Origin of the sequence: Methylobacterium sp. 092160098-2 (assembly GCF_028920805.1) — a bacterium.
GTDB classification, from domain to species: domain Bacteria; phylum Pseudomonadota; class Alphaproteobacteria; order Rhizobiales; family Beijerinckiaceae; genus Methylobacterium; species Methylobacterium fujisawaense.
The window spans coordinates 5,008,879-5,029,314 of record NZ_JAQPZJ010000001.1; the positions used below are offsets into that span (position 1 = coordinate 5,008,879).

Below are 20,436 nucleotides of genomic sequence, written 5' to 3' on the forward strand. Positions count from 1 at the left end.
GACCCAGTCGTCGACCCATTGCCACCCGGCCGCTCCGCCATAGCTGCGCTGCGGGAACCGGATCGGGCCCGGGGCCTTCTCCCACGACAGATGATCCTGCCGCGCTTGCATCCCGGTGCGCGCGGCCAATGACGAGGACGGTGGCCCGATGCGGCGCGCCCACAGCATGGATTTCGGGGCCGAGATGGTCGAGGGCGGCGTCCGCTTCGCCCTCTGGGCACCCACCGCCAAGAGCGTCGCGCTCGTCGTCGACGGCGCCGATCACCCGCTGCCGGAATCCGGCGGCGGCTGGCGCCGCACCGCCCTGCCCGGGGTGAAGCCCGGCGCCCGCTACGGCTTCCGCATCGACGGCGACCTCGTGGTGCCCGATCCCGCCTCCCGCTTCCAGCCGGACGACGTCTCGGGCCTCAGCGAGGTGATCGACCCGCGGGCCTTCGCGTGGTCCGACGCGGACTGGACCGGGCGGGCCTTCGAGGAGGCGGTGATCTACGAGTGCCATGTCGGCACCGCGACGCCGGAGGGCACCTATGCCGGCCTGCAGGCCCGGCTGCCCGATCTCAAGGCGCTCGGCGTCACCGCCATCGAGCTGCTGCCGCTCGCCGACTTCAAGGGCGCGCGCAACTGGGGCTACGACGGCGTCCAGCCCTACGCCCCCGACGGCGCCTATGGCCGCCCGGACGACCTCAAGCGCCTGATCGACGCCGCCCACGGGCTCGGGCTGATGGTCTATCTCGACGCGGTCTACAATCACTTCGGTCCGGCCGGGAACTACCTCCACGCCTACGCCAAGACCTTCTTCACCGAGCGCCACCAGACCCCCTGGGGCGCGGGCATCAACTTCGACGGCAAGGAGAGCGGCGCCACCGTGCGCCAGTTCTTCATCCAGAACGCCCTCTACTGGCTGGAGGAATACCGCTTCGACGGCCTGCGCTTCGACGCCGTCCACGCGATCCTCGACGATTCGCCCCGTCATTTCCTGGCCGAGCTCGGCGAGACGGTCCGGAAGACCTTTCCGGACCGTCAGATCCACCTGATGCTGGAGAACGAGGCCAACCAGGCCCGCTGGCTGGAGCGGGACGCCGCCGGGCGCCCGAAGATGCACGATGCCCAGTGGGCCGACGACCTGCACCATTGCTGGCACGTCCTGCTGACGGGCGAGGACGCCGGCTACTATAAAAGCTTTGCCGACAAACCGGTCGCGCACCTCGCCCGCTGCCTCGCGGAGGGTTTCGCGTATCAGGGCGAGCCGTTCGCCACGCTCGACAACCATCCGCGCGGCGAGCCCTCCGGGCACCTGCCGCCCTCGGCCTTCGTGACCTTCCTCCAGAACCACGATCAGGTCGGCAACCGGGCGCTGGGCGAGCGGTTGAACCACCTCGCGGATCCGAAGAAACTCGATCTCGCCCGGGCCGGGCTCCTGCTGGCGCCGCAGATCCCGATGCTCTGGATGGGCGAGGAATGGTCGGCCTCGGCGCCGTTCCTGTTCTTCGTCGACTTCGCGCCGGACGAGGACCTGAACAAGGCGGTCCGCGACGGCCGCCGCCGGGAGTTCAAGAGCTTCGCGGCGTTCGCGGACGACACCTCCAAGATCCCCGACCCGACCGAGCGCGAGACTTTCGCGGCCTCGAAGCTCGACTGGTCCGAGCGGGAGCGCTCGCCCCACCGCGAGGTGCTGGCGGAGACGACGCGCCTCCTGGGGCTGCGCCGCGACGTGGTCGTGGCGCTGGCGAAGTCCGGCTATGACGGCGCCGCCGCCACGATGCCGCGCGCCGACGTGGTCGACTGCACGTGGCGCTTCGGCGCCGGCACCCTGCGCTTCGTCGCCAATGTCGGGACCGAGGCCTTCGCGGTCGATCCGGGCGGTGCCCGGCCGGTCTGGACCAACGCCCCCGACGGGGCCGGACGCGATCTCCCGTCCTGGACGGGCGTGTTCCTGACGGAGTCCCACGCGTGAGCCCCCTCGAAAGACTCGCCGACCTCGTCGGCGTCGCCGCCGGCTACACCGACGCCTTCGGCAAGCCCGTCGAGACGCCGCTGGCGGTGCGCCGCGGCCTGCTGGCGGCCCTGGGCTTCGCGGTCCAGGACGAGGCGTCGATCGCCAGGAGCCTCGCCGAGGTCGAGCGCCTGCGCCGCGGCCTGATCCCGCCGCTCCTGCCGGTGGAGGCCCGCCGGGCCGCCCGCGTTCCGGTCCGGCTGCAGGACGGGGCGCCCCACACCCTGGTCTGGCGCCTCGTCGACGAGCGCGGCACCGCCCGGGAGGGACGGGCCAACCCGCAAGGGTCCGATCCCGGCTTCGAGCTGCCGCCGCTGACCCCGGGCTATCACCGCCTCATCGTGCAGGCCGGCCAGAGCCGCACCGAGGCCTGGGTGATCGCCGCGCCGCAGCGCTGCTGGCGCCCGCGCCCCTACACGGATGAGGGGGCCTCCGATTGGGGGCTCGCCGCCCAGCTCTACGGCCTGCGCTCGGCGACCAATATCGGCATCGGCACCTACGCGGATGCCGGCGAGGCCGCCCGCGAGGCGGCCCTGCGCGGGGCGGCGTTCTTAGGGCTCAGCCCGGTCCACGCCCTGTTCGGTTCCGACCGGACCAAGATCTCCCCCTACTCGCCCTCCTCGCGCCTGTTCCTGGAGACGCTGTTCATCGCCCCGCGCAGCCTGCCGGGGCTCGCCGGCTCCCGGGCCGAGGCGCTGCTCGATGCGCGCGCGGACGCGATCACGGCGCTCCGCGAGGCGGCGCTGGTCGACCACCAGGGCGTGCACGACGTGCTCGACCCGGTGCTCCGGACCCTCTGGGAGGACTCCCCCGCCCGGGCCGGCACGGACGCGGATTTCGCGCGCTTCCGGCAGGCGGGCGGCGAGGATCTCGAATCCCACGCCCTGTTCGAGGCCCTGTCGGAGCATTTCCGGGGGCAGGGCGCGCATTGGCTGGGCGACTGGCCGGACGCGTACCGCCGGGCCGGCACGGAGGCGGTGCGGGCCTTCGCGGCGGAGCATGCCGAGGCGGTCGGCTATCACGCCTGGCTGCAATACCTCGCCGACCGGCAGCTCGAAGAGGCCTCCGCGGCGGCTCTGGGCGCCGGCATGCGGGTCGGGCTGTACCGCGACCTCGCGGTCGGCGCCGACCGGGGCGGCTCCGAGATCTGGTCCCATCCCGAGCGGTTCGCCGACAAGGTGTCGATCGGCGCGCCGCCGGATCTGCTGGCGCCCAAGGGCCAGAACTGGGGCCTGCCGGCCTTCGACCCGCTGGAGATGGAGCGCGACGGGCTCGCCGCCTTCCGGACCCTGGTCCAGGCCAACATGCGCCATGCCGGCGCGATCCGGATCGACCACGCCTTCCAGCTCGCCCGCCTGTTCCTGATCCCGCTGGGCGCGGGCGCCCAGGCCGGGGCCTACGTGGCCATGCCGTTCGAGCCGATGCTGGCGGTGCTGCGGCTGGAGAGCCACCGCAACAAGTGCCTCGTCATCGCGGAGGATCTCGGCACCGCCCCGGAGGGCTTCTCGGACGCGCTGATGCGGGCCGGGGTGCTGAGCTACCGGATCCTCGCCTTCGAGCGGGAAGGCGACGGACGGTTCAAGGCGCCGTCGGCCTATCCGCGCGACGCGCTCACGGCCATCACCACCCACGACCTGCCGACCTTCGTGGGCTGGTGGCGCGGGGTCGACACCGACACCCGCCAGTCGCTCGGCCTCTACGACCAGGAGCGGGCCGAGAGCGAGCGGGCCGAGCGCGTCGTCGAGCGCCGCCGCCTCGCCGAGGCGCTGGCCGGCGAGCAGCTGCTCCCCTCGGCCGAGCCCCCGGATGCCGCGCCCTTCGAGGCCGCCGCCCGCTACCTCGCCCGGGCGCCCTCGATGCTGACCGCCGTGCAGTACGAGGACGTGGTCTCCGAACTCGCCCAGGCCAACGTGCCGGGCTCCACCGAGGGCTACCCGAACTGGCGGCGCAAGCTCGACCGGGAGCTGGCGGACATCGCCGCCCCCGGCGGGCCGCTGGCCAAGCTGGCCGCCGCCCTGTCGGCGGAGGCACGGGGACCGCGCTCGGGGGCCGCGCGGCTCGCCGCGCCGCCGCCGCGCTCGACCTACCGGCTGCAGTTCCACAAGGACTTCACCTTCGCGGATGCCGGCCGGATCGTCCCCTACCTGCATCGGCTCGGGATCAGCCACGTCTACGCCTCGCCGCTCCAGACGGCACGGCCCGGCTCGACCCACGGCTACGACATCGTCGATCACGGGGCGATCAACCCGGAACTCGGCGGCGAGGCGGGCTTCGTCCAGCTCTCCGAGACGCTCCACGCCCACGGGATCAAGCTGCTCCTCGACATCGTCCCGAACCACATGGGCGTCGGCGGGTCCGACAACCCGTGGTGGCTCTCGGTGCTCGAATGGGGCTCGCTCTCGCCCTTCGCCGACGCCTTCGACATCGACTGGCAGCGGCTCGGGGCCGGGCGCAACCTCGTGATCCCGTTCCTGGGCGAGCGCTACGGCGAGGCCCTGGAGCAGGGCACCCTGGTGCTCAAATTCGATCCCGAGAAGGGCGCCTTCAGCGTCTGGCACTACGAGCACCAGCTGCCGATCCGGCCGCTGAGCTACCCGACCATCCTCAACCGGGTGATCGCCGCCATCGGGGCGGTGGACGACGACACCACCGCGGAGCTGCTCGCCATCTCCGAGCGCCTGCGGGCTATGGCGATCGACACCGACGAGACCCGCCGCAAAGGCTTCCCCGAGGAGGCCGAGGGGCTGAAGCGCCGGCTCGCCGAGATCCACGGCGTCTCGCCGCTGATCCAGGAGGCCACCGCCAGCACGCTGGCCCTGCTCAACGGCTTCAAGGGCCGCCCGGACAGTTTCGGGCCGCTGCACCGGCTGCTGGAAGCGCAGGCCTACCGGCTCGCCCATTGGCGGGTGGCGTCGAGCGACATCAACTACCGCCGCTTCTTCGACGTGAACTCGCTCGCCGGCCTGCGGGTCGAGCTGTCCGACATCTTCCACCGCTCGCACGAAACCGTGTTCCGGCACATCCGCGAGGGCCGGATCGACGGCTTGCGCATCGACCATATCGACGGGCTGGCCGACCCGCTGGGCTACGCAAGGGCGCTCCAGGCGGCGGTCGGGCCGGGCTTCTACGTGGTCGTGGAGAAAATCCTGGAGCCCGGGGAGCGGCTGCGGCCCTGGCCGGTGGCCGGGACCACGGGCTACGACGTGCTCAACCAGCTCGACGGGATCCTGGTCGACAAGGGGAAGCGCGGCAAGGTCGAGCGCCTCTACACCTGGGCCACGGGCTTCGACGAGCCCTACGGCTTCCAGCTCCGTGCCGCCAAGGCCGAGATCCTGGAGATCAGCTTCGCGAGCGAGCTGGAGGTGCTGACCACCGACCTCAAGGAGGTCGCCGATTCCGACCGGCGGACCCGCGACTTCACGGTCAACGCGCTCCGCCGGGCGCTGATCGAGATCATCGCGCGCTTCCCGACCTACCGGAGCTACCTGCCGCCGGAGCTGGAGGAGGGCGAGGTCGAGCCCGAGGACGTGCGCCTGATCGAGGGCGCCGTCGCCAAGGCCAAGCGCTGGTCGAGCCTGCCGGACCGCTCGGTCCACGACTTCGCCGCCGACGTCCTGCTCGGCCGGATCGAGACCGCAGGGGCGGGCCGGCCGGATCCGCGGGTTGCCTTGCGCTTCCGCCGCCGGTTCCAGCAGCTCACCGGCCCGGTCATGGCCAAGAGCCTGGAGGACACGCTGTTCTACCGCTACGCGTGCCTGCTCGGCCTCAACGAGGTCGGGGGCGATCCGGGCGAGTACGGGATCGACGCGGAGCACTTCCACGACCTCCAGATCGCCCGTGCCCGGGACTGGCCGAGCGCCATGATCACCACGGCGACCCACGACACCAAGCGGGGCGAGGATGCCCGCACGCGGCTGCTCGCCCTCTCGGAGATCCCGGAGGAATGGGCCAAGGCCTGGGACCTGTGGCAGCGCACCGCCGGCCCGCACCTCGCCCGCATCGACGGCGAGCCGGCCCCCGACGCCAACGACCAGTGGATGTTCTTCCAGGCCATTCTGGGCGCCTGGCCGCTGGAGCTGCTGGAGCGGGACGAGGCCGGGGCGATCGAGGATTTCCGCGACCGGCTGATCGCCTACGGCGAGAAGGCCATGCGCGAGGGCAAGCGCCGGTCGAGCTGGGTCAATGTCGATGCGGTCTACGAGGGCGCGGTCAAGAAGCTGTTCACCGCGCTGATCGCCCCGGGCTCGGACTTCCTGGCGCAGCTCCGGCCCTTCGCCCGGCGGCTCGCCCATCTCGGCATGCTGGCGAGCCTCGGCCGGACGGTCCTGAAATGCACCCTGCCGGGCCTGCCCGACACCTACCAGGGCACGGAGATCTGGGACTTCTCCTTCGTCGATCCCGACAACCGCCGCCCGGTGGACTACCCGGCCCTGGGGCGGATGCTGGACCAGGGCGGCGTGCCCGCGGAGCTGCTGGCGCACTGGCCGGACGGGCGGGTCAAGCAAGCGACCCTCGCGGCGCTTCTGGCCGAGCGGGCCGAGCGACCGGACTTCTACGCGAGCGCCGCCTACGAACCCGTCCCGGCCACCGGCGCGCGGGCCGGGCACGTGATCGCCTACCGTCGGACCGACCCCGGCCAGGAGGGCGGCGACCTGTTCGTGGCGGTACCGCGGCTGGTGGCGGGCTTCGTCGGAGAGGCGGTCTGGCCGGGTGAGGCCTTTAATGGGACCCGGGTCGATCTCGGGGCGGGGACCCGCTGGCGCGACCTCGCCTCGGGGCGGATCGTGGCGGGGGAGGGGGCCGACCTCGGCGAACTCCTGCGGGATCTGCCCTACGCGGTGCTGCGGCGGGAGCCGTGAGGGGAGCGGCCGGATCCGCGGATCGTCCTCTCCCCTCCGCGGGGGAGGGTGGGCCGGCCGTCAGGCCGGGTCGGGAGCAGGGAACCCGGCTTCCGAAACGGGCGAAGCCGGCATGAAGGCCGCCGCCTTCTCCGGCACCGTCGCGCCCCCGTCGCGGGACTTCGTCCCGCCCCGCCGTCCTTCGGGGACCACCCTTCCCCGCAGCGGCGGGAGGGAGCGTGCGCGGGTCCGTCCCTGCCACGAAGACCATGTCGGCAGGTCCCTCGCGGCCCTGTCATGCGAATCTGCTGAGAGGGGGACGGCGCGGACCTGACAATCCCCGCCGTCCCACGCGAAGGCACGCCCGGGCGGTTCGGGCGTTACGACACAGGAACGGGAGCCAGAAGCCAGCATGAACGCACCGACCAAAGCCGCTGCGACGACCGGAGCCGAGGCCGTCCTGCCGGCCGCGCTGGCGCCCCGGGCCGAGGGGCCGCGGATCTACAACCTGTTCCCGCTCCTGGTCGGGCGCGTCGCGGACTGGACCGCCGAGCTGCCGCGGATCGCCGCGCTCGGCTTCGACTGGATCTACCTGAACCCGTTCCACCAGACCGGCGGCTCCCGGAGCCTCTACGCGGTGGCCGATCCCGAGCGGCTCGACGAGCGGTTCCGCGACCCGGACGGCACGCCGGACGACGCGCAGATCCAGCGCTTCTGCGCGGCCGCGCAGGCCCTCGGCCTGTCGGTGATGACCGACCTCGTGATCAACCACACCGCCGACAACGCCCGCCTCGCCACGGAGCGGCCCGACCTGTTCATGAAGGAGTCCGATGGCTCGATCATGCACCCGGCGGCGGTGGATCCGGACGATCCGTCGATCCGCACCGTCTGGGGCGATCTGGCCGAACTCGACTACCACACGCCGGCTGCCCGGGATGAGCTGACCCGGATCTGGGGCGCCTACGTGGCCCGGCTCCAGGACCTCGGCGTGGCGGGCTTCCGCTGTGATGCGGCCTACAAGGTGCCGCCGGAGACCTGGCGCGTCCTGATCGGGGAGGCCAAGGGGCGCGATCCCGCCTGTCTCTTCGCCGCCGAGACCCTGGGCTGCACCTTCGAGGAGGCCCGGGCCACGGCGGGCGCCGGCTTCGACTACCTGTTCAACTCCTTCGCGTGGTGGGACCTGAAGAAGCCCTGGGCCCTGGAGCAGTACGAGCGCCTGCGGGTGCTGGCGCCCTCCATCGCCTTCCCGGAGAACCACGACATGACGCGGCTCGCCGCCGGGATCGGCGGCGGCCCTGAGGCGGTGGCGGCCCATCTGCGCACCCGCTACGCGCTGGCCGCCTTCTTCTCGGCCGGCGTGCTGATGCCCATCGGCTACGAATGGGGCTACCGCCGGGCGCTGCACGTGGTCGAGACCACCCCGGGCGACCGCGAGCACGAGACCGGCATCGACATCTCCGGCTTCATCCGGGCGGTCAACGCCCTGCGGGCGGAGCTGCCCGCCGCCAATGTCGAGGGCGCGCAGATCCGGATCTCGTCTCCCGACAGCGACTGCGTGGCGCTCGCCCGCTTCGACACCGGCCACCCGGCCTCGGCCCGGCACGGGCTGATCGTGCTCTACAACCCGACCGACAAGCCGGTGCCGGTCGAGGCCGGGTCGCTCATCGCCCGCACCGGCGGCATGCTCGGCACCTTCGTCGACCGGACGCCCGACGCCGAGCCGATCGCGTTCCATCCCGGCAGCGCCATCGACCTGATGCCGGGCGAGCTGCGCATCCTGGCGGCCAGCGCCCAGGAGGTCGCCCGGCTCCCCGAGCGCGGCACCCCGGACGGGGAGGGGCGGGTGGTGATCGAGGCGGTCAGCCCTGAGCTCGACGGCGGCCGCTCGCCGGTGAAGCGGATCGTCGGCGAGTCCCTGCGGGTCGAGGCCGACATCTTCTCCGACGGCCACGAGATCATCGACGCCGCGATCCTGTCGCGGGTCGCCGGCAGCGACGCGTGGCGCGAGGACCCGATGGTCTTCGTCGACAACGACCGCTGGGCCGGGCACTTCCCCCTGGAGCGCAACGCCCGCTACGAGTTCACCCTGATCGCGTGGCGCGACGCCTTCTCGTCCTGGGTGCGCGACACCCTGAAGAAGCGCGGCGCCGGCGTCGATGTCCGCCTGGAGACGATCGAGGGCGTGGCCCTGGTCGGGACCGCCGCCTCGCTGGCCCGGACCCGGGGCGGCCGCGACGCCGACCGGCTCGCCGCGCTCGTCGCCGCGCTCGCCGCCGAGGAGACCGGCTCGGCCGCCCAGCTCGACCGGATCCTCCAGCCCGACGCGTCGAGCCTCGTGCGCCGCAACGCCGAGCGGGTGAACCTGACCCGCTATCCCGTGACCCTGCCGGTGATCGCCGACCGCCTCGCGGCCCGGTTCTCCGCCTGGTACGAGATCTTCCCGCGCTCCCAGTCGATGGACGTGAACCGCCACGGCACCTTCGACGACGTCATCCGGCGCCTGCCCGAGATCCGCGAGCTCGGCTTCGACGTCCTCTACTTCACGCCGATCCACCCCGTGGGCCGGACCAACCGCAAGGGGAAGAACAACACCCTCACGGCCGAGCCCGGCGATGTCGGCTCGGTCTACGCGGTGGGCGCGGCGGAGGGCGGCCACGAGGCTGTGCATCCCGACCTCGGCACCCTTCAGGATTTCGAGCGTCTGGTCGCGGCGAGCCACGCCTACGGGATGGAGATCGCCCTCGACTTCGCGATCCAGTGCTCGCCCGACCATCCCTGGATCAAGAACCATCCGGAATGGTTCGAGTGGCGCCCCGACGGCACGCTAAAATTCGCCGAGAACCCCCCGAAGAAGTACGAGGACATCTCGAACGTCCACTTCTACGGCGGCGCCCTGCCCGGGCTGTGGATCGAGCTGCGCGACATCCTGCTCGGCTGGTGCGCCCGGGGCGTGCGCATCTTCCGGGTCGACAACCCCCACACCAAGCCGATCCCGTTCTGGGAATGGGTGATCGGCGAGGTCAACGGGCGCTATCCGGACGCGATCTTCCTCGCCGAGGCCTTCACCCGGCCGAAGATGATGAAGAAGCTCGCCAAGGCCGGCTACCAGCAGAGCTACACCTACTTCACGTGGCGCAACACCAAGCAGGAGCTGACCGACTACGCCCTGGAGCTGGCCGGCGAGATGGGCGAGTATTACCGCCCGAATTTCTTTGCGAATACGCCCGACATCAATCCCTACTTCCTTCAGACCAGCGGACGCGCCGGCTTCGTCATCCGCGGAACCCTGGCCGCGACCCTGTCGTCGGTCTACGGCATCTACAACGGCTTCGAGCTGTGCGAAGCCGCGCCGTATCCGGGCAAGGAGGAGTACCTGAACTCGGAAAAATACGAGCTGAAGGCCTGGGACTACGACCGGCCGGGCAACATCCGCGAGCACATCGTCAAGCTGAACACGATCCGGCGCGAGAACCCCGCCCTCTGGGATTTCCGCAACGTCGTCTTCACCGGGGCCTTCAACGACCAGATCATCGCCTACGCCAAGGCGACGCCGGAGCGCGACAACTGCATCTTCACCATGGTCAACCTCGACCCGAAGAACCGCCAGGAATGCACCTACGAGGTGCCGCTCTGGCTGTTCGGCCTGCCCGACGACGGCGCCGTCGAGGTCGAGGACCTGCTTCAGGGCTACACGTTCGAGTTGCGCGGCAAGTCCCACCGCATCGCCCTCGATCCGGCCGAGCGATCCTGCGTCATCTGGCGCCTGCGGGCGCCGCGGCGGGTTGCGGGCTGAGGCCACCCGTGGCACCTGACCGTGGCACCTGACCCCGGCGGCGGGCCTTCCCGTCGCCGACCATTGCACCCGCGCGGCGGTCGTCCGCCCGCTCCCGGCCGGTTCCCACCGCCGGTCCCGTCAGATTCGACCGATGAGGCAGCGACGCGATGATCGATCGCAGCGACCCGCAATGGTACCGTGACGCCATCATCTACCAGATCCACGTCAAGTCGTTCTTCGACTCGAACAACGACGGGATCGGCGACTTCGAGGGCCTGACCCAGCGCCTCGACTACGTCCGCGATCTCGGCGTCACGGCGATCTGGCTGATGCCGTTCTATCCCTCGCCGCTCCGCGACGACGGCTACGACATCGCCGATTACCGGGACATCAACCCGTCCTACGGGACCATGGAGGCCTTCAAGGCCTTCGTGGAGGCGGCGCACGCCCGGGGCCTGCGGGTCATCACCGAACTCGTGATCAACCACACGAGCGACCAGCACCCCTGGTTCCAGGCCGCCCGCGAGGCGCCCCCCGGCTCGCCGGAGCGCAACTTCTACGTCTGGTCGGACACCGACGAGCCGTACCGGGACACGCGGATCATCTTCCTCGATACCGAGGCGTCCAACTGGACCTGGGACCCGGTGGCCAAGCAGTATTTCTGGCACCGGTTCTACAGCCACCAGCCGGACCTGAACTTCGACAACCCGGCGGTGCTCGAGGCCGTCATCGAGGTGATGCGCTACTGGCTCGACATGGGCGTCGACGGCCTGCGCCTCGACGCGATCCCCTACCTGATCGAGCGCGACGGCACGAACTGCGAGAACCTCGCCGAGACCCACGACGTCATCAAGAAGATTCGCGCCGCCCTCGATGCCAGCTACCCCGACCGGATGCTGCTGGCCGAGGCCAACCAGTGGCCGGAGGAGACCGCCCAGTATTTCGGCGACGGCGACGAATGCCACATGGCGTTCCACTTCCCGCTGATGCCGCGGATGTACATGGCGATCGCCCGGGAGGACCGGCACCCGATCACCGACATCATGCGCCAGACCCCGGAGATTCCGGAGGGCTGCCAATGGGCGATCTTCCTGCGCAACCACGACGAGCTGACGCTCGAAATGGTCACCGCCGAGGAGCGTGACTACCTCTGGTCGTTCTACGCCGCAGAGCGCCGCGCCCGGATCAATCTCGGCATCCGCCGCCGCCTCGCGCCGCTCCTCGAGAACGACCGGCGCAAGATCGAATTGATGAAGTCCCTCGTCCTGTCGATGCCCGGCACGCCGGTGCTCTACTACGGCGACGAGATCGGCATGGGCGACAACATCTATCTGGGCGACCGCGACGGCGTGCGCACGCCCATGCAATGGTCCCCGGACCGCAACGGCGGCTTCTCCCGGGCGAACCCCCAGAAGTTGTTCCTGCCGGCGATCCAGGACCCGATCTACGGCTTCGACGCCATCAACGTCGAGGCGCAGACCCAGGCGCAGACGAGCCTGCTGAACTGGACGCGGCGCATGATCGCGATCCGCAACAACAGCGTCGCCCTCGGGCGCGGCACGATCCAGTTCCTCTATCCCAGCAACCGGAAGGTCCTGGCCTGGATCCGCGAGCACGAGGACGAGCGGATCCTGTGCGTGGCGAACCTGTCGCGGGCGCCCCAGGCGGTGCAGCTCGACCTGTCGGAACTGCGCACCGCGGTGCCGATCGAGCTCACCGGCGGCACCGAGTTCCCGCCGATCGGCGATCTGCCCTACCTGCTGACCCTGCCGTCCTACGGTTTCTACTGGTTCAGCTTGAGCGCCGCGCGCTCCGGGGTGGTCGGCCCGCAGCAGGAGCCGCCGGAGCTGTTCACCCTGGTGCTCACCGGCGGGATCGAGACCCTGATGAGCGGGCGCGAGCGCGTCGCCTTCGAGCGCACGGTGGTGCCGCCGTTCCTGACGAGCCGGCGCTGGTTCGGCGCCAAGGGCTCGCGGATCAAGGCCACGAAGGTGGTCGACTGCGCCGCCCTGAAGGACGTCGACGGGAGCGCGCGCTTCCTGCTGCCGCGGCTGCAGGTGCAGCTCGCCAACGGCGAGAGCCATGAGTACTTCATGCCGGTCGGCGTCGAGGAGGGCCGCGAGGACGAGGCGCTGATGCCCTTCGCGGTGGCGCGGGTGCGCCGCGGCCCGCGGACCGGGCTGCTCTACGGCGCGGCGGGCTCCAACGACTTCGCCGCCTGCCTCATCGACGACATGCGCCAGGGCCGTGTGATCCCCACGGAGAGCGGCCGCCTCGTCTTCGCCGTCACCTCGGCCTTCGACCCGGAGGTCACGGTCGACGTGGCCGATATCCGCCGGCTGTCGGCGGAGCAGAGCAACACCTCGATCGCCGTCGGCTCGAAGATGATGCTCAAGCTGCTGCGCCGCCTGCAGCCGGGGCTGCATCCCGAGATCGAGGTCGGGCGCTTCCTCACCGAGCAGGCGGGTTTCTCCAATACCCCCGCCCTGCTCGGCACGCTGGAGCACGTCGCCGAGGACGGGACCCGGACGGCCCTCGCGATCCTTCAGAAATTCGTCGTGAACCAGGGCGATGCCTGGACCCTGATGCTGGAGGGCCTGCGCCGGGACTTCGAGACCGTCGTGCTCACCCCCGAGAGCGAGGCCGCCAGCCCCGAGGAGGCGTTCCAGGCCCACCGGCCCTGGGCGGATCTGCTCGGGCGGCGCACCGCCGAGCTGCACGCGGCGCTGGCGATCGAGACCGACGATCCGGCCTTCGCGGCCGAGCCGTTCACCGGGGACGATCTCGCGGTGCTGGCGCGCGACGCCCGCCACCAGGCGGAGCGTGCCTTCCGGGCGCTCAAGGGCCTGGCCGACCGGGGGCTCGATGCCGGCAAGCCGGCCTGCGCGGAACTCGGCCAGCGCCGGGGCGAGGTCGAGGCCCTGATCGCCGCGCTCACCGCCGAGCCGGTCCGGGGCGCCCACAAGACCCGCATCCACGGTGACTACCACCTGGGACAGGTGCTGGTCGCCGAGAACGACCTGATCATCGTCGACTTCGAGGGCGAGCCCTCGCGTCCGGCCGACGAGCGCCGGGCCAAGTCGATGCCCCTGCGGGACGTCGCCGGGCTGATGCGCTCCTTCGCGTACGGCGCCGAGACGGTGATCCGGGAGATCACCGCCCGGTTCGCCGATTCCGAGGGGCGGGCGCGGGATGCCGCCACGGCGTGGCGCGGCATGATCGAGGCGGCGTTCCTCGCCGGCTACGAGTCCGCGGTGGAGGGCTCGCGCGCCGCCGTGACCGACCTGGGAAGCCGGGCGCGGCTGCTGCGCCTCTGCCTGCTGACCAAGGCCCTGTACGAGGTCGATTACGAGGCCAACAACCGGCCGGACTGGATCGAAATCCCCGCCCGTGGGGTTCTGACCATTCTGGACACGGACGGACACGAGCCCGGAGCATTGGAATGACGGCGATCGACGAGACCTTCGCACGACGGGCCGCCCCGGAAGCGGGGACGGCGCGGAACGCGGATGTCCCGGGCTCCGGCGTCGCGCAGACGCCGAGCGTCCATCCGGACGCGATCGCGGCCCTGATGGCGGCCAATCACGGCGACCCGTTCTCGGTGCTGGGCCCCCACCGGGTCGGGCCCAAGGCCTGGGAGGTGCGCGCCGTGCTCCCCGAGGCGCGGGCCGCCACCCTGGTGATGGACGGCCGCACCGTGCCGTTCGAGAAGCGCCATCCGGACGGATTCTGGGTCGCGCGGGTCGAGGGCGAGCACCGGCCGCTCTACGAGATCGAGGTCGAGTCCTGGGACGGCACGAAGCGCCGCCGCTACGACCCCTACGGTTTCGGCTCCTCGATCGAGCAATACGACGTGGCGACGCTGCGCGAGGTCGGCACCAACCTCGTCTACCGGATGCTCGGTGCGCAGTCGGGCCAGCTCGACGGCATCGACGGCTTCCGCTTCGCCGTCTGGGCACCCAACGCCCGCAAGGTCAGCGTCGTCGGCGACTTCAATGACTGGGACGGGCGCCGCCACCCGATGCGCCTCTGGCAGGACGGCGGCATCTGGGAGCTGTTCGTGCCGGGCCTCAAGGCCGGCGTGCGCTACAAGTTCGAGATCCGCGGCCCCGACGGCGCCCTGGTGCCGCTCAAGGCCGACCCGGTCGCCTTCGCGGCCCAGCACCCGCCGGAGACCGCCTCGGTCACCCACGGGTCGGGCGAGTTCGACTGGCGCGATTCGGGCTGGATGAGCACCCGCGGCGCCAAGGACCCGCGCCATGCGGCGATCTCGGTCTACGAGGTCCATCTCGGCTCCTGGGCGCGGGTGCCCGAGGAGGGGAACCGCTACCTGACCTACCGGGAGCTCGCCGAACGGCTGATCCCCTACGTCAAGGATCTGGGCTTCACCCATATCGAGATGCTGCCGATCACCGAGTTCCCGTTCGACGGGTCCTGGGGCTATCAGCCGGTCTCGCTGTTCGCCCCGACGAGCCGCTTCGGCACGCCGGAGGATTTCGCCGCCTTCGTGGACGCCGCCCACGAGGCCGGGATCGGCGTGCTGCTCGACTGGGTGCCGGGCCACTTCCCCCTCGACGCCCACGGGCTCGGCCAGTTCGACGGCACCCACCTCTACGAGCACGCCGATCCCCGCCAGGGCTTCCACCAGGACTGGGGCACCTACATCTACAATTTCGGGCGCACCGAGGTCGCGACGTTCCTCGCCGCCAACGCCCGGTTCTGGCTGGAGCACTACCACCTCGACGGCCTGCGCGTGGATGCCGTCGCGTCGATGCTCTACCTCGACTATTCCCGCCGCCAGGGCGAGTGGATCCCGAACCGCTACGGCGGCAACGAGAACCTCGACGCCATCGACTTCCTGCGGAAGACCAACGAGGCGACCTACAGCCACGCCCCCGGGACAATCACGGTGGCGGAGGAATCGACCTCCTGGCCCGGCGTCTCGCATCCGACCTATACGGGCGGCCTGGGCTTCGGCTTCAAGTGGAACATGGGCTGGATGCACGACACCCTGCATTTCATGCAGGAGGATCCGATCCACCGCCGCTACCACCACCACAACCTGACCTTCGGGCTGCTCTACGCCTTCTCGGAGAATTTCGTCCTGCCGCTCTCCCACGACGAGGTCGTGCACGGGAAGGGCTCGCTGCTCGGCAAGATGCCGGGCGACCGCTGGCAGAAATTCGCGAATCTCCGGGCCTATTACGGCTTCATGTGGGGGCATCCCGGCAAGAAGCTGCTGTTCATGGGCGGCGAGTTCGGCCAGGAGCGGGAGTGGAACCACGACACCAGCCTGGACTGGCACCACCTCGACGACCCGCTGCACAAGGGCGTGCAGAGCGTGGTGCGCGATCTCAACCGGCTCTACGTCTCGACGCCGGCCCTCTACAGCCGTGATGTCGAGCATACCGGCTTCCAGTGGCTGGTGGCGGACGATCAGGACAACAGCGTCATCGCCTGGGCCCGCAAGGGCGCCAAGCCCGGCGAGGTGGCGATCGTGGTCTCGAACTTCACGCCCGTGCCGCGCGAGGGCTACCGGATCGGCGTGCCCGCGGCGGGGTTCTATCGCGAGGCGTTCAACTCGGATGCCGGCGTGTATGGCGGGTCCAACCTGGGCAACCAGGGCGGCCGCCGCACCGAGGATCAGGCGAGCCACGGCCAGGGGCAGAGCCTGTCGCTGACCCTGCCGCCGCTCGCCACGATGATCTTCCTGCTGGAGGGGTGAGGGGAGCCCCCCCTCCCCCCTCTGGGGGAGGGGGTGAGGCGGCTGCGTCCGCGAGAAGGCCCTACACGGCCCGCCAGCGCAGCGCGGTGCTGTTGCCGATGGCCCGGCCGTAGAGCCCGGCATAATTGTCGGCGGCCTGATCCCAGCCGAAGCGGGCCGCCATGGCCCGCCGCCGCATGGCGTTGAGGCGCTTCTTCTGGCCGAAGGCCTCCAGCGCCCGGCGGACCGCCGCCCCGAAGGACGCGGCCGAGGCCTCCGCGAAGGTGAAGCCCGTCACCCCGTCCTCGACCGTGTCGGCGAGGCCCCCGGTGCGACGCACGATCGGCAGGGAGCCGAAGCGCTGCGCGTACATCTGGGCCAGCCCGCAGGGCTCGAAGCGCGAGGGCATCAGCAGGAAGTCGCTGCCCGCGAACATCCGCCGGGCCTGCGCCTCCTCGAAGCCGACATGCACGCCGACCGCGTCGGGATGGCGCTTGGCCAAGCCCCGGAGCGCCTGCTCGAACCGGCCCTCGCCCTGGCCGATCACCACGAGCTGGCCGCCCTCGGCCACGATCGCCTCGGCGGCCTGCAGGCTCAGGTCGATGCCCTTCTGGTGGACGAGGCGCGACACGATGGCGAAGAGCGGCCCGCGGGAAACCGCGAGGCCGAATTGCTGGCGTACCGCCTCGGCATTGGCCCGCTTGCCCTTCCAGTCGTCGATCTCGAAGCGCGTGGCGAGGTGCGGGTCGGTGCTCGGGTCCCAGGTCTCGTCGATGCCGTTGAGGATGCCGGCGAGCCGGCCCTGACCGGCGCGGGTGCGCAGCAGCCCGTCGAGGCCGCAGCCCAACTCGGGGGTCTGGATCTCCCGCGCGTAGGTCTCGCTCACCGTGGTGACCTGCGAGGCGTAGAAGATGCCGGCCTTCAGGAAGGACAGCTGCCCGTAGAATTCGGCGCCGTCGACCTGGAAGGCCGCCTCCGGCACGCCGAGCCGGGGCAGGGCGTCCCGGGGGAACAGGCCCTGATAGGCGAGGTTGTGGATCGTCAGCACGCTCGGCACCCGCCGGCCGCGCCAGGCGAGATAGGCCGGGGCCAGGGCCGCCTGCCAGTCGTTGAGGTGCAGGAGGTCGGCCGCCCAGTCGGGGTCGGCGCCGGCGGCGAGGTCCGCCGCCGCGAGGCTGAGGCGGGCGAAGCGCAGGTCGTTGTCGCCGAAATCGCCGTGCTGGTCGCCGTAGGGCGTGCCGTCGCGCTCGTAGAGGTCGGGACTGAGCAGCACGTAGATCCGCAGGCCGTCGGCCGCCTCGACCAGGCCGAGGTCGCAGGCCGGAACCCCCGCGAAGCCCTCGAGACGGGCGACCACCGGAATCTCGGGGAACGCCGCGCGGACCTGCCGGTAGCCCGGGATCAGCACGCGGATGTCGTAGTGCGGCACCAGCGCCCGAGGCAGGGCGGCCGAGACCTCGCCGAGGCCGCCGGTCTTCACGAAGTCGGCCATCTCGGGCGTGGCGTACAGGATGCGGCGGCGCAGCGAGGCCGGACGGGCCGGCACCGGTACGGATACGACGCCGTCCCCCTCGCCGGACGACCACTCGGCGAAGGAACCACCACAGCGCGTATCGAGCATCAGCATTGATCCTGGCCGGGCGGAATGCCCCGGTCTGGCAGACGATCGGGCAGGCACGGCTGTCGCGATCTCAACCACGGCTAATACTCCTCCGTCGCGACGGTTCCGCTGCGACGCACAAAATAGGCCACCGTGAGAATTAAGCTTCACTTACCTATGTGGCGTCGCAGCACGAAATCGTGGCGGCGCGGCAAGTTTCGGCAGGCCGGGCGGCTTCCGGGATGGGGCGGCATCGGCCCGACGTCGATGCACAGGGCCGCGCCGCAGCGGCACCGCCCTATCCCGAATCACGTTCTGCGCGCCTGGACCGTGTCCGGCTGGGGGCTTCGGCCCTGCCGTCTCTGCGAGCGGAGCGAGGCCATCCACCCCGCGCCCGACGGCCGACGGCGCGCAGCCCTGAGGCACCGCACCGCCGCGCGCGCGTGATGACGGTCGAGGGCCGCAGCAGCCAAAGGCTCCGGCCGCAAGCCATGTCGTGCCCCCGGCTCGGACCATGAGGCGCCGCCGGGCCGTTGGACCGGCGCCCGCGCCGAGGCGCCGCGCCCGGATGGGCGGATCCGGTCCGGCTCACCCGCCGCGGCGCAGGATCACCCCCTCGGCGGGTCCGAGCGCCAGGGTGAGGCCGACCGTCTCGCCCGCCCGCCCCGCACGGGTCGAGAGCAGCACGGTCCAGTCGCCCTCGGGCAGCGGCAGATCCTGCGACGCCGCGCCGAAGTTCAGGAGCACGCGCAGAACGGCATCGTCGGCGAAGCGCTCGTAGGCGAACACCGCGGCGATCCCCAGCGGCACCTCCCGGTAGCCGCCCACGGCGAGCGCCGCGTGGTCGCGGCGCAGGGCGAGCAGCCGCCGGTACAGGGTGAGCATCGAGCCCGGATCCGAGCGCTGGCTCTCGACGTTGCAGGCTGCCCAATCCTCCGCCAGCGGCAGCCAGGGTTCGGCCGTGGAGAAGCCGGCCTGGGGATTGTCGTCCCACTGCATCGGGGTGCGCGCCGGGTCGCGGCCGTGCCCGGGCTCGTTGTACTCCCAGGGATCGCGGGCGCGCTCCGGCGGGATCGGAACATGGCCGAGCCCGATCTCGTCGCCGTAATAGAGGGTCGGCGTGCCCCGCAGGGTCAGCAGCAGCATCGCGGCGATGCGGGCCTGCGCCTGCCCGACCCGGGCGGCGATGCGCGGCTGGTCGTGGTTGCCCAGCACCCAGTTGGGCCAGCCGCCCTCGGGCAGGGCCGCCTCGTAATCGGCCACGAGTTCGGCCACCGCGTCGGCCCGCCACGGGGTCTGGATCAGCTGGAAATTGAACGGCAGGTCGGCACCGGTAAGGTCGGGGCCGTAATAGGCGACCAGCCGCTCCACCGGCAGGTAGATCTCCCCGATCAGGACGCGCTCGCCGTAGTCGCGCAGCACCGCCCGCATGCCGGCGATCACGTCGAAGATCTCGGGCCGGTCGGCGGAGTAGACCTGGGTGAAGCGGTTGATCTCCGGGGAACCCGGCGCGTAGTCGGGATTGGCCGGGTTGTCGCGGAACCCCGCATCCTTCATCAGGTGCCAGATCACGTCGACCCGGAACCCGTCGACCCCGCGCTCCAGCCAGAAGCGGAGCACGTCGTGCATGGCCGCCCGCACGGCGGGGTTGCGCCAGTTCAGGTCCGGCTGCTCCGCCAGGAAGGCGTGGTAGTAGTACTGGCCGGTGGCCTCGTCGCGCGTCCAGGCCGGGCCGCCGAAATTCGACAGCCAGTTGTTGGGCGGCCCGCCGTCGGGGGCGGGATCGCGCCAGATGTACCAGTCGCGCTTCGGGCTCGTGCGCGACGACCGGCTCTCGGCGAACCACGGATGCGCGATCGAGGAATGGTTCGGCACGAAGTCGAGGATCACCTTCAGCCGGCGCCGATGGGCCTCCGCCACGAGGGCATCGAAGTCGGCCAGCGTGCCGAACAGCGGATCGATCCCGCAGTAATCGGCCACGTCGTAGCCGAAATCCGCCATGGGCGAGGGATAGACGGGCGAGATCCAGACGGCGTCGACCCCGAGCCAGGCGAGGTAGTCCAGCCGCGCCGTGATGCCCGGCAGGTCGCCGACCCCGTCGCCGTTCGTGTCGTGAAAGGAGCGGGGATAGACCTGGTAGACGGTCCCGCGCTTCCACCAGACAGTGTCGGTCATGCTGCCCCTCCCGTTGGCGGCCCACGCTTAACCGCTGACCGGCGTGCTGGCGACCGGCGACGGATGCGCTCCGGGCGCGCGCCGGGCGGGCGCGGATCGGCGCGCCCGACACGGAGCGCCCGTCGAGAACCGCGTCCCGGGCATGACCGTGAGCCGCATCGCCGGCGTGCATGACCTTCGCGCAGCGCCGTCGCGCAGATCTGTGCCTGGAATGTCACGCCGCCGCGCCATATGTCTCTCAGCGTACCCGCGGGCTCCGATCGAGCGGCGCTGCCACGACTTCGCCGGAAGCCGACCGCATCGTCGGATGCTTCGGGGCACGGATCGTCCGTCCGTTCATGCGGCGGCAAT

The 20,436-nt window shown here is 71.2% G+C and carries 7 protein-coding genes; 5 read left to right on the forward strand and 2 right to left on the reverse strand.

What is annotated here, in order from left to right; translation table 11 throughout:
- The first annotated feature begins 148 nt into the window (after nucleotides 1-148).
- The 5 genes from treZ (at nucleotide 149) to glgB (ending at nucleotide 16,331) form a co-directional block, all read left to right on the forward strand.
- Entirely contained in the window at nucleotides 149-1,954 is a 1,806-nt protein-coding gene (treZ, locus tag PQI07_RS23690; RefSeq protein ID WP_274927537.1) for a malto-oligosyltrehalose trehalohydrolase, read from the forward strand.
- Complete coding sequence (locus PQI07_RS23695) at nucleotides 1,951-6,852, forward strand: malto-oligosyltrehalose synthase (RefSeq protein WP_274927538.1); 4,902 nt, start codon at nucleotides 1,951-1,953, stop codon at nucleotides 6,850-6,852. The genes treZ and PQI07_RS23695 overlap by 4 nt, the downstream gene beginning before the upstream one ends.
- Nucleotides 6,853-7,243: 391 nt before the next feature.
- Nucleotides 7,244-10,624 carry a maltotransferase domain-containing protein gene (locus tag PQI07_RS23700; protein WP_274927539.1) on the forward strand — a complete coding sequence of 1,127 codons (3,381 nt, stop codon included), beginning with the start codon at nucleotides 7,244-7,246 and terminating at the stop codon, nucleotides 10,622-10,624.
- 149 nt (nucleotides 10,625-10,773) lie between these two features.
- Nucleotides 10,774-14,052: a maltose alpha-D-glucosyltransferase gene (gene treS, locus PQI07_RS23705; protein WP_043379728.1), complete on the forward strand. Its 3,279-nt coding sequence runs from the start codon at nucleotides 10,774-10,776 to the stop codon at nucleotides 14,050-14,052.
- Entirely contained in the window at nucleotides 14,049-16,331 is a 2,283-nt protein-coding gene (glgB, locus tag PQI07_RS23710) for a 1,4-alpha-glucan branching protein GlgB (RefSeq protein WP_053608224.1), read from the forward strand. The genes treS and glgB overlap by 4 nt, the downstream gene beginning before the upstream one ends.
- A 61-nt stretch (nucleotides 16,332-16,392) precedes the next feature.
- Here glgB and glgA read toward each other — a convergent pair whose 3' ends face one another.
- Together glgA and PQI07_RS23720 are read right to left on the reverse strand one after the other, a co-directional pair.
- Entirely contained in the window at nucleotides 16,393-17,931 is a 1,539-nt protein-coding gene (gene glgA / locus PQI07_RS23715) for a glycogen synthase GlgA (protein WP_274927540.1), read from the reverse strand.
- Between the two features lie 567 nt (nucleotides 17,932-18,498).
- Nucleotides 18,499-20,085 carry an alpha-amylase family glycosyl hydrolase gene (locus PQI07_RS23720; RefSeq protein WP_043379732.1) on the reverse strand — a complete coding sequence of 529 codons (1,587 nt, stop codon included), beginning with the start codon at nucleotides 20,083-20,085 and terminating at the stop codon, nucleotides 18,499-18,501.
- Nucleotides 20,086-20,436: the final 351 nt, after the last annotated feature.

Coding starts and splice junctions, on each gene's coding strand:
- treZ (WP_274927537.1), top strand. CDS start 149: ATGCGGCGCGCCCACAGCATGGATTTCGGGGCCGAGATGGTCGAGGGC.
- PQI07_RS23700 (WP_274927539.1), top strand. CDS start 7,244: ATGAACGCACCGACCAAAGCCGCTGCGACGACCGGAGCCGAGGCCGTC.
- PQI07_RS23720 (WP_043379732.1), bottom strand. CDS start 20,085: ATGACCGACACTGTCTGGTGGAAGCGCGGGACCGTCTACCAGGTCTAT.
- glgA (WP_274927540.1), bottom strand. CDS start 17,931: ATGCTCGATACGCGCTGTGGTGGTTCCTTCGCCGAGTGGTCGTCCGGC.
- glgB (WP_053608224.1), top strand. CDS start 14,049: ATGACGGCGATCGACGAGACCTTCGCACGACGGGCCGCCCCGGAAGCG.
- treS (WP_043379728.1), top strand. CDS start 10,774: ATGATCGATCGCAGCGACCCGCAATGGTACCGTGACGCCATCATCTAC.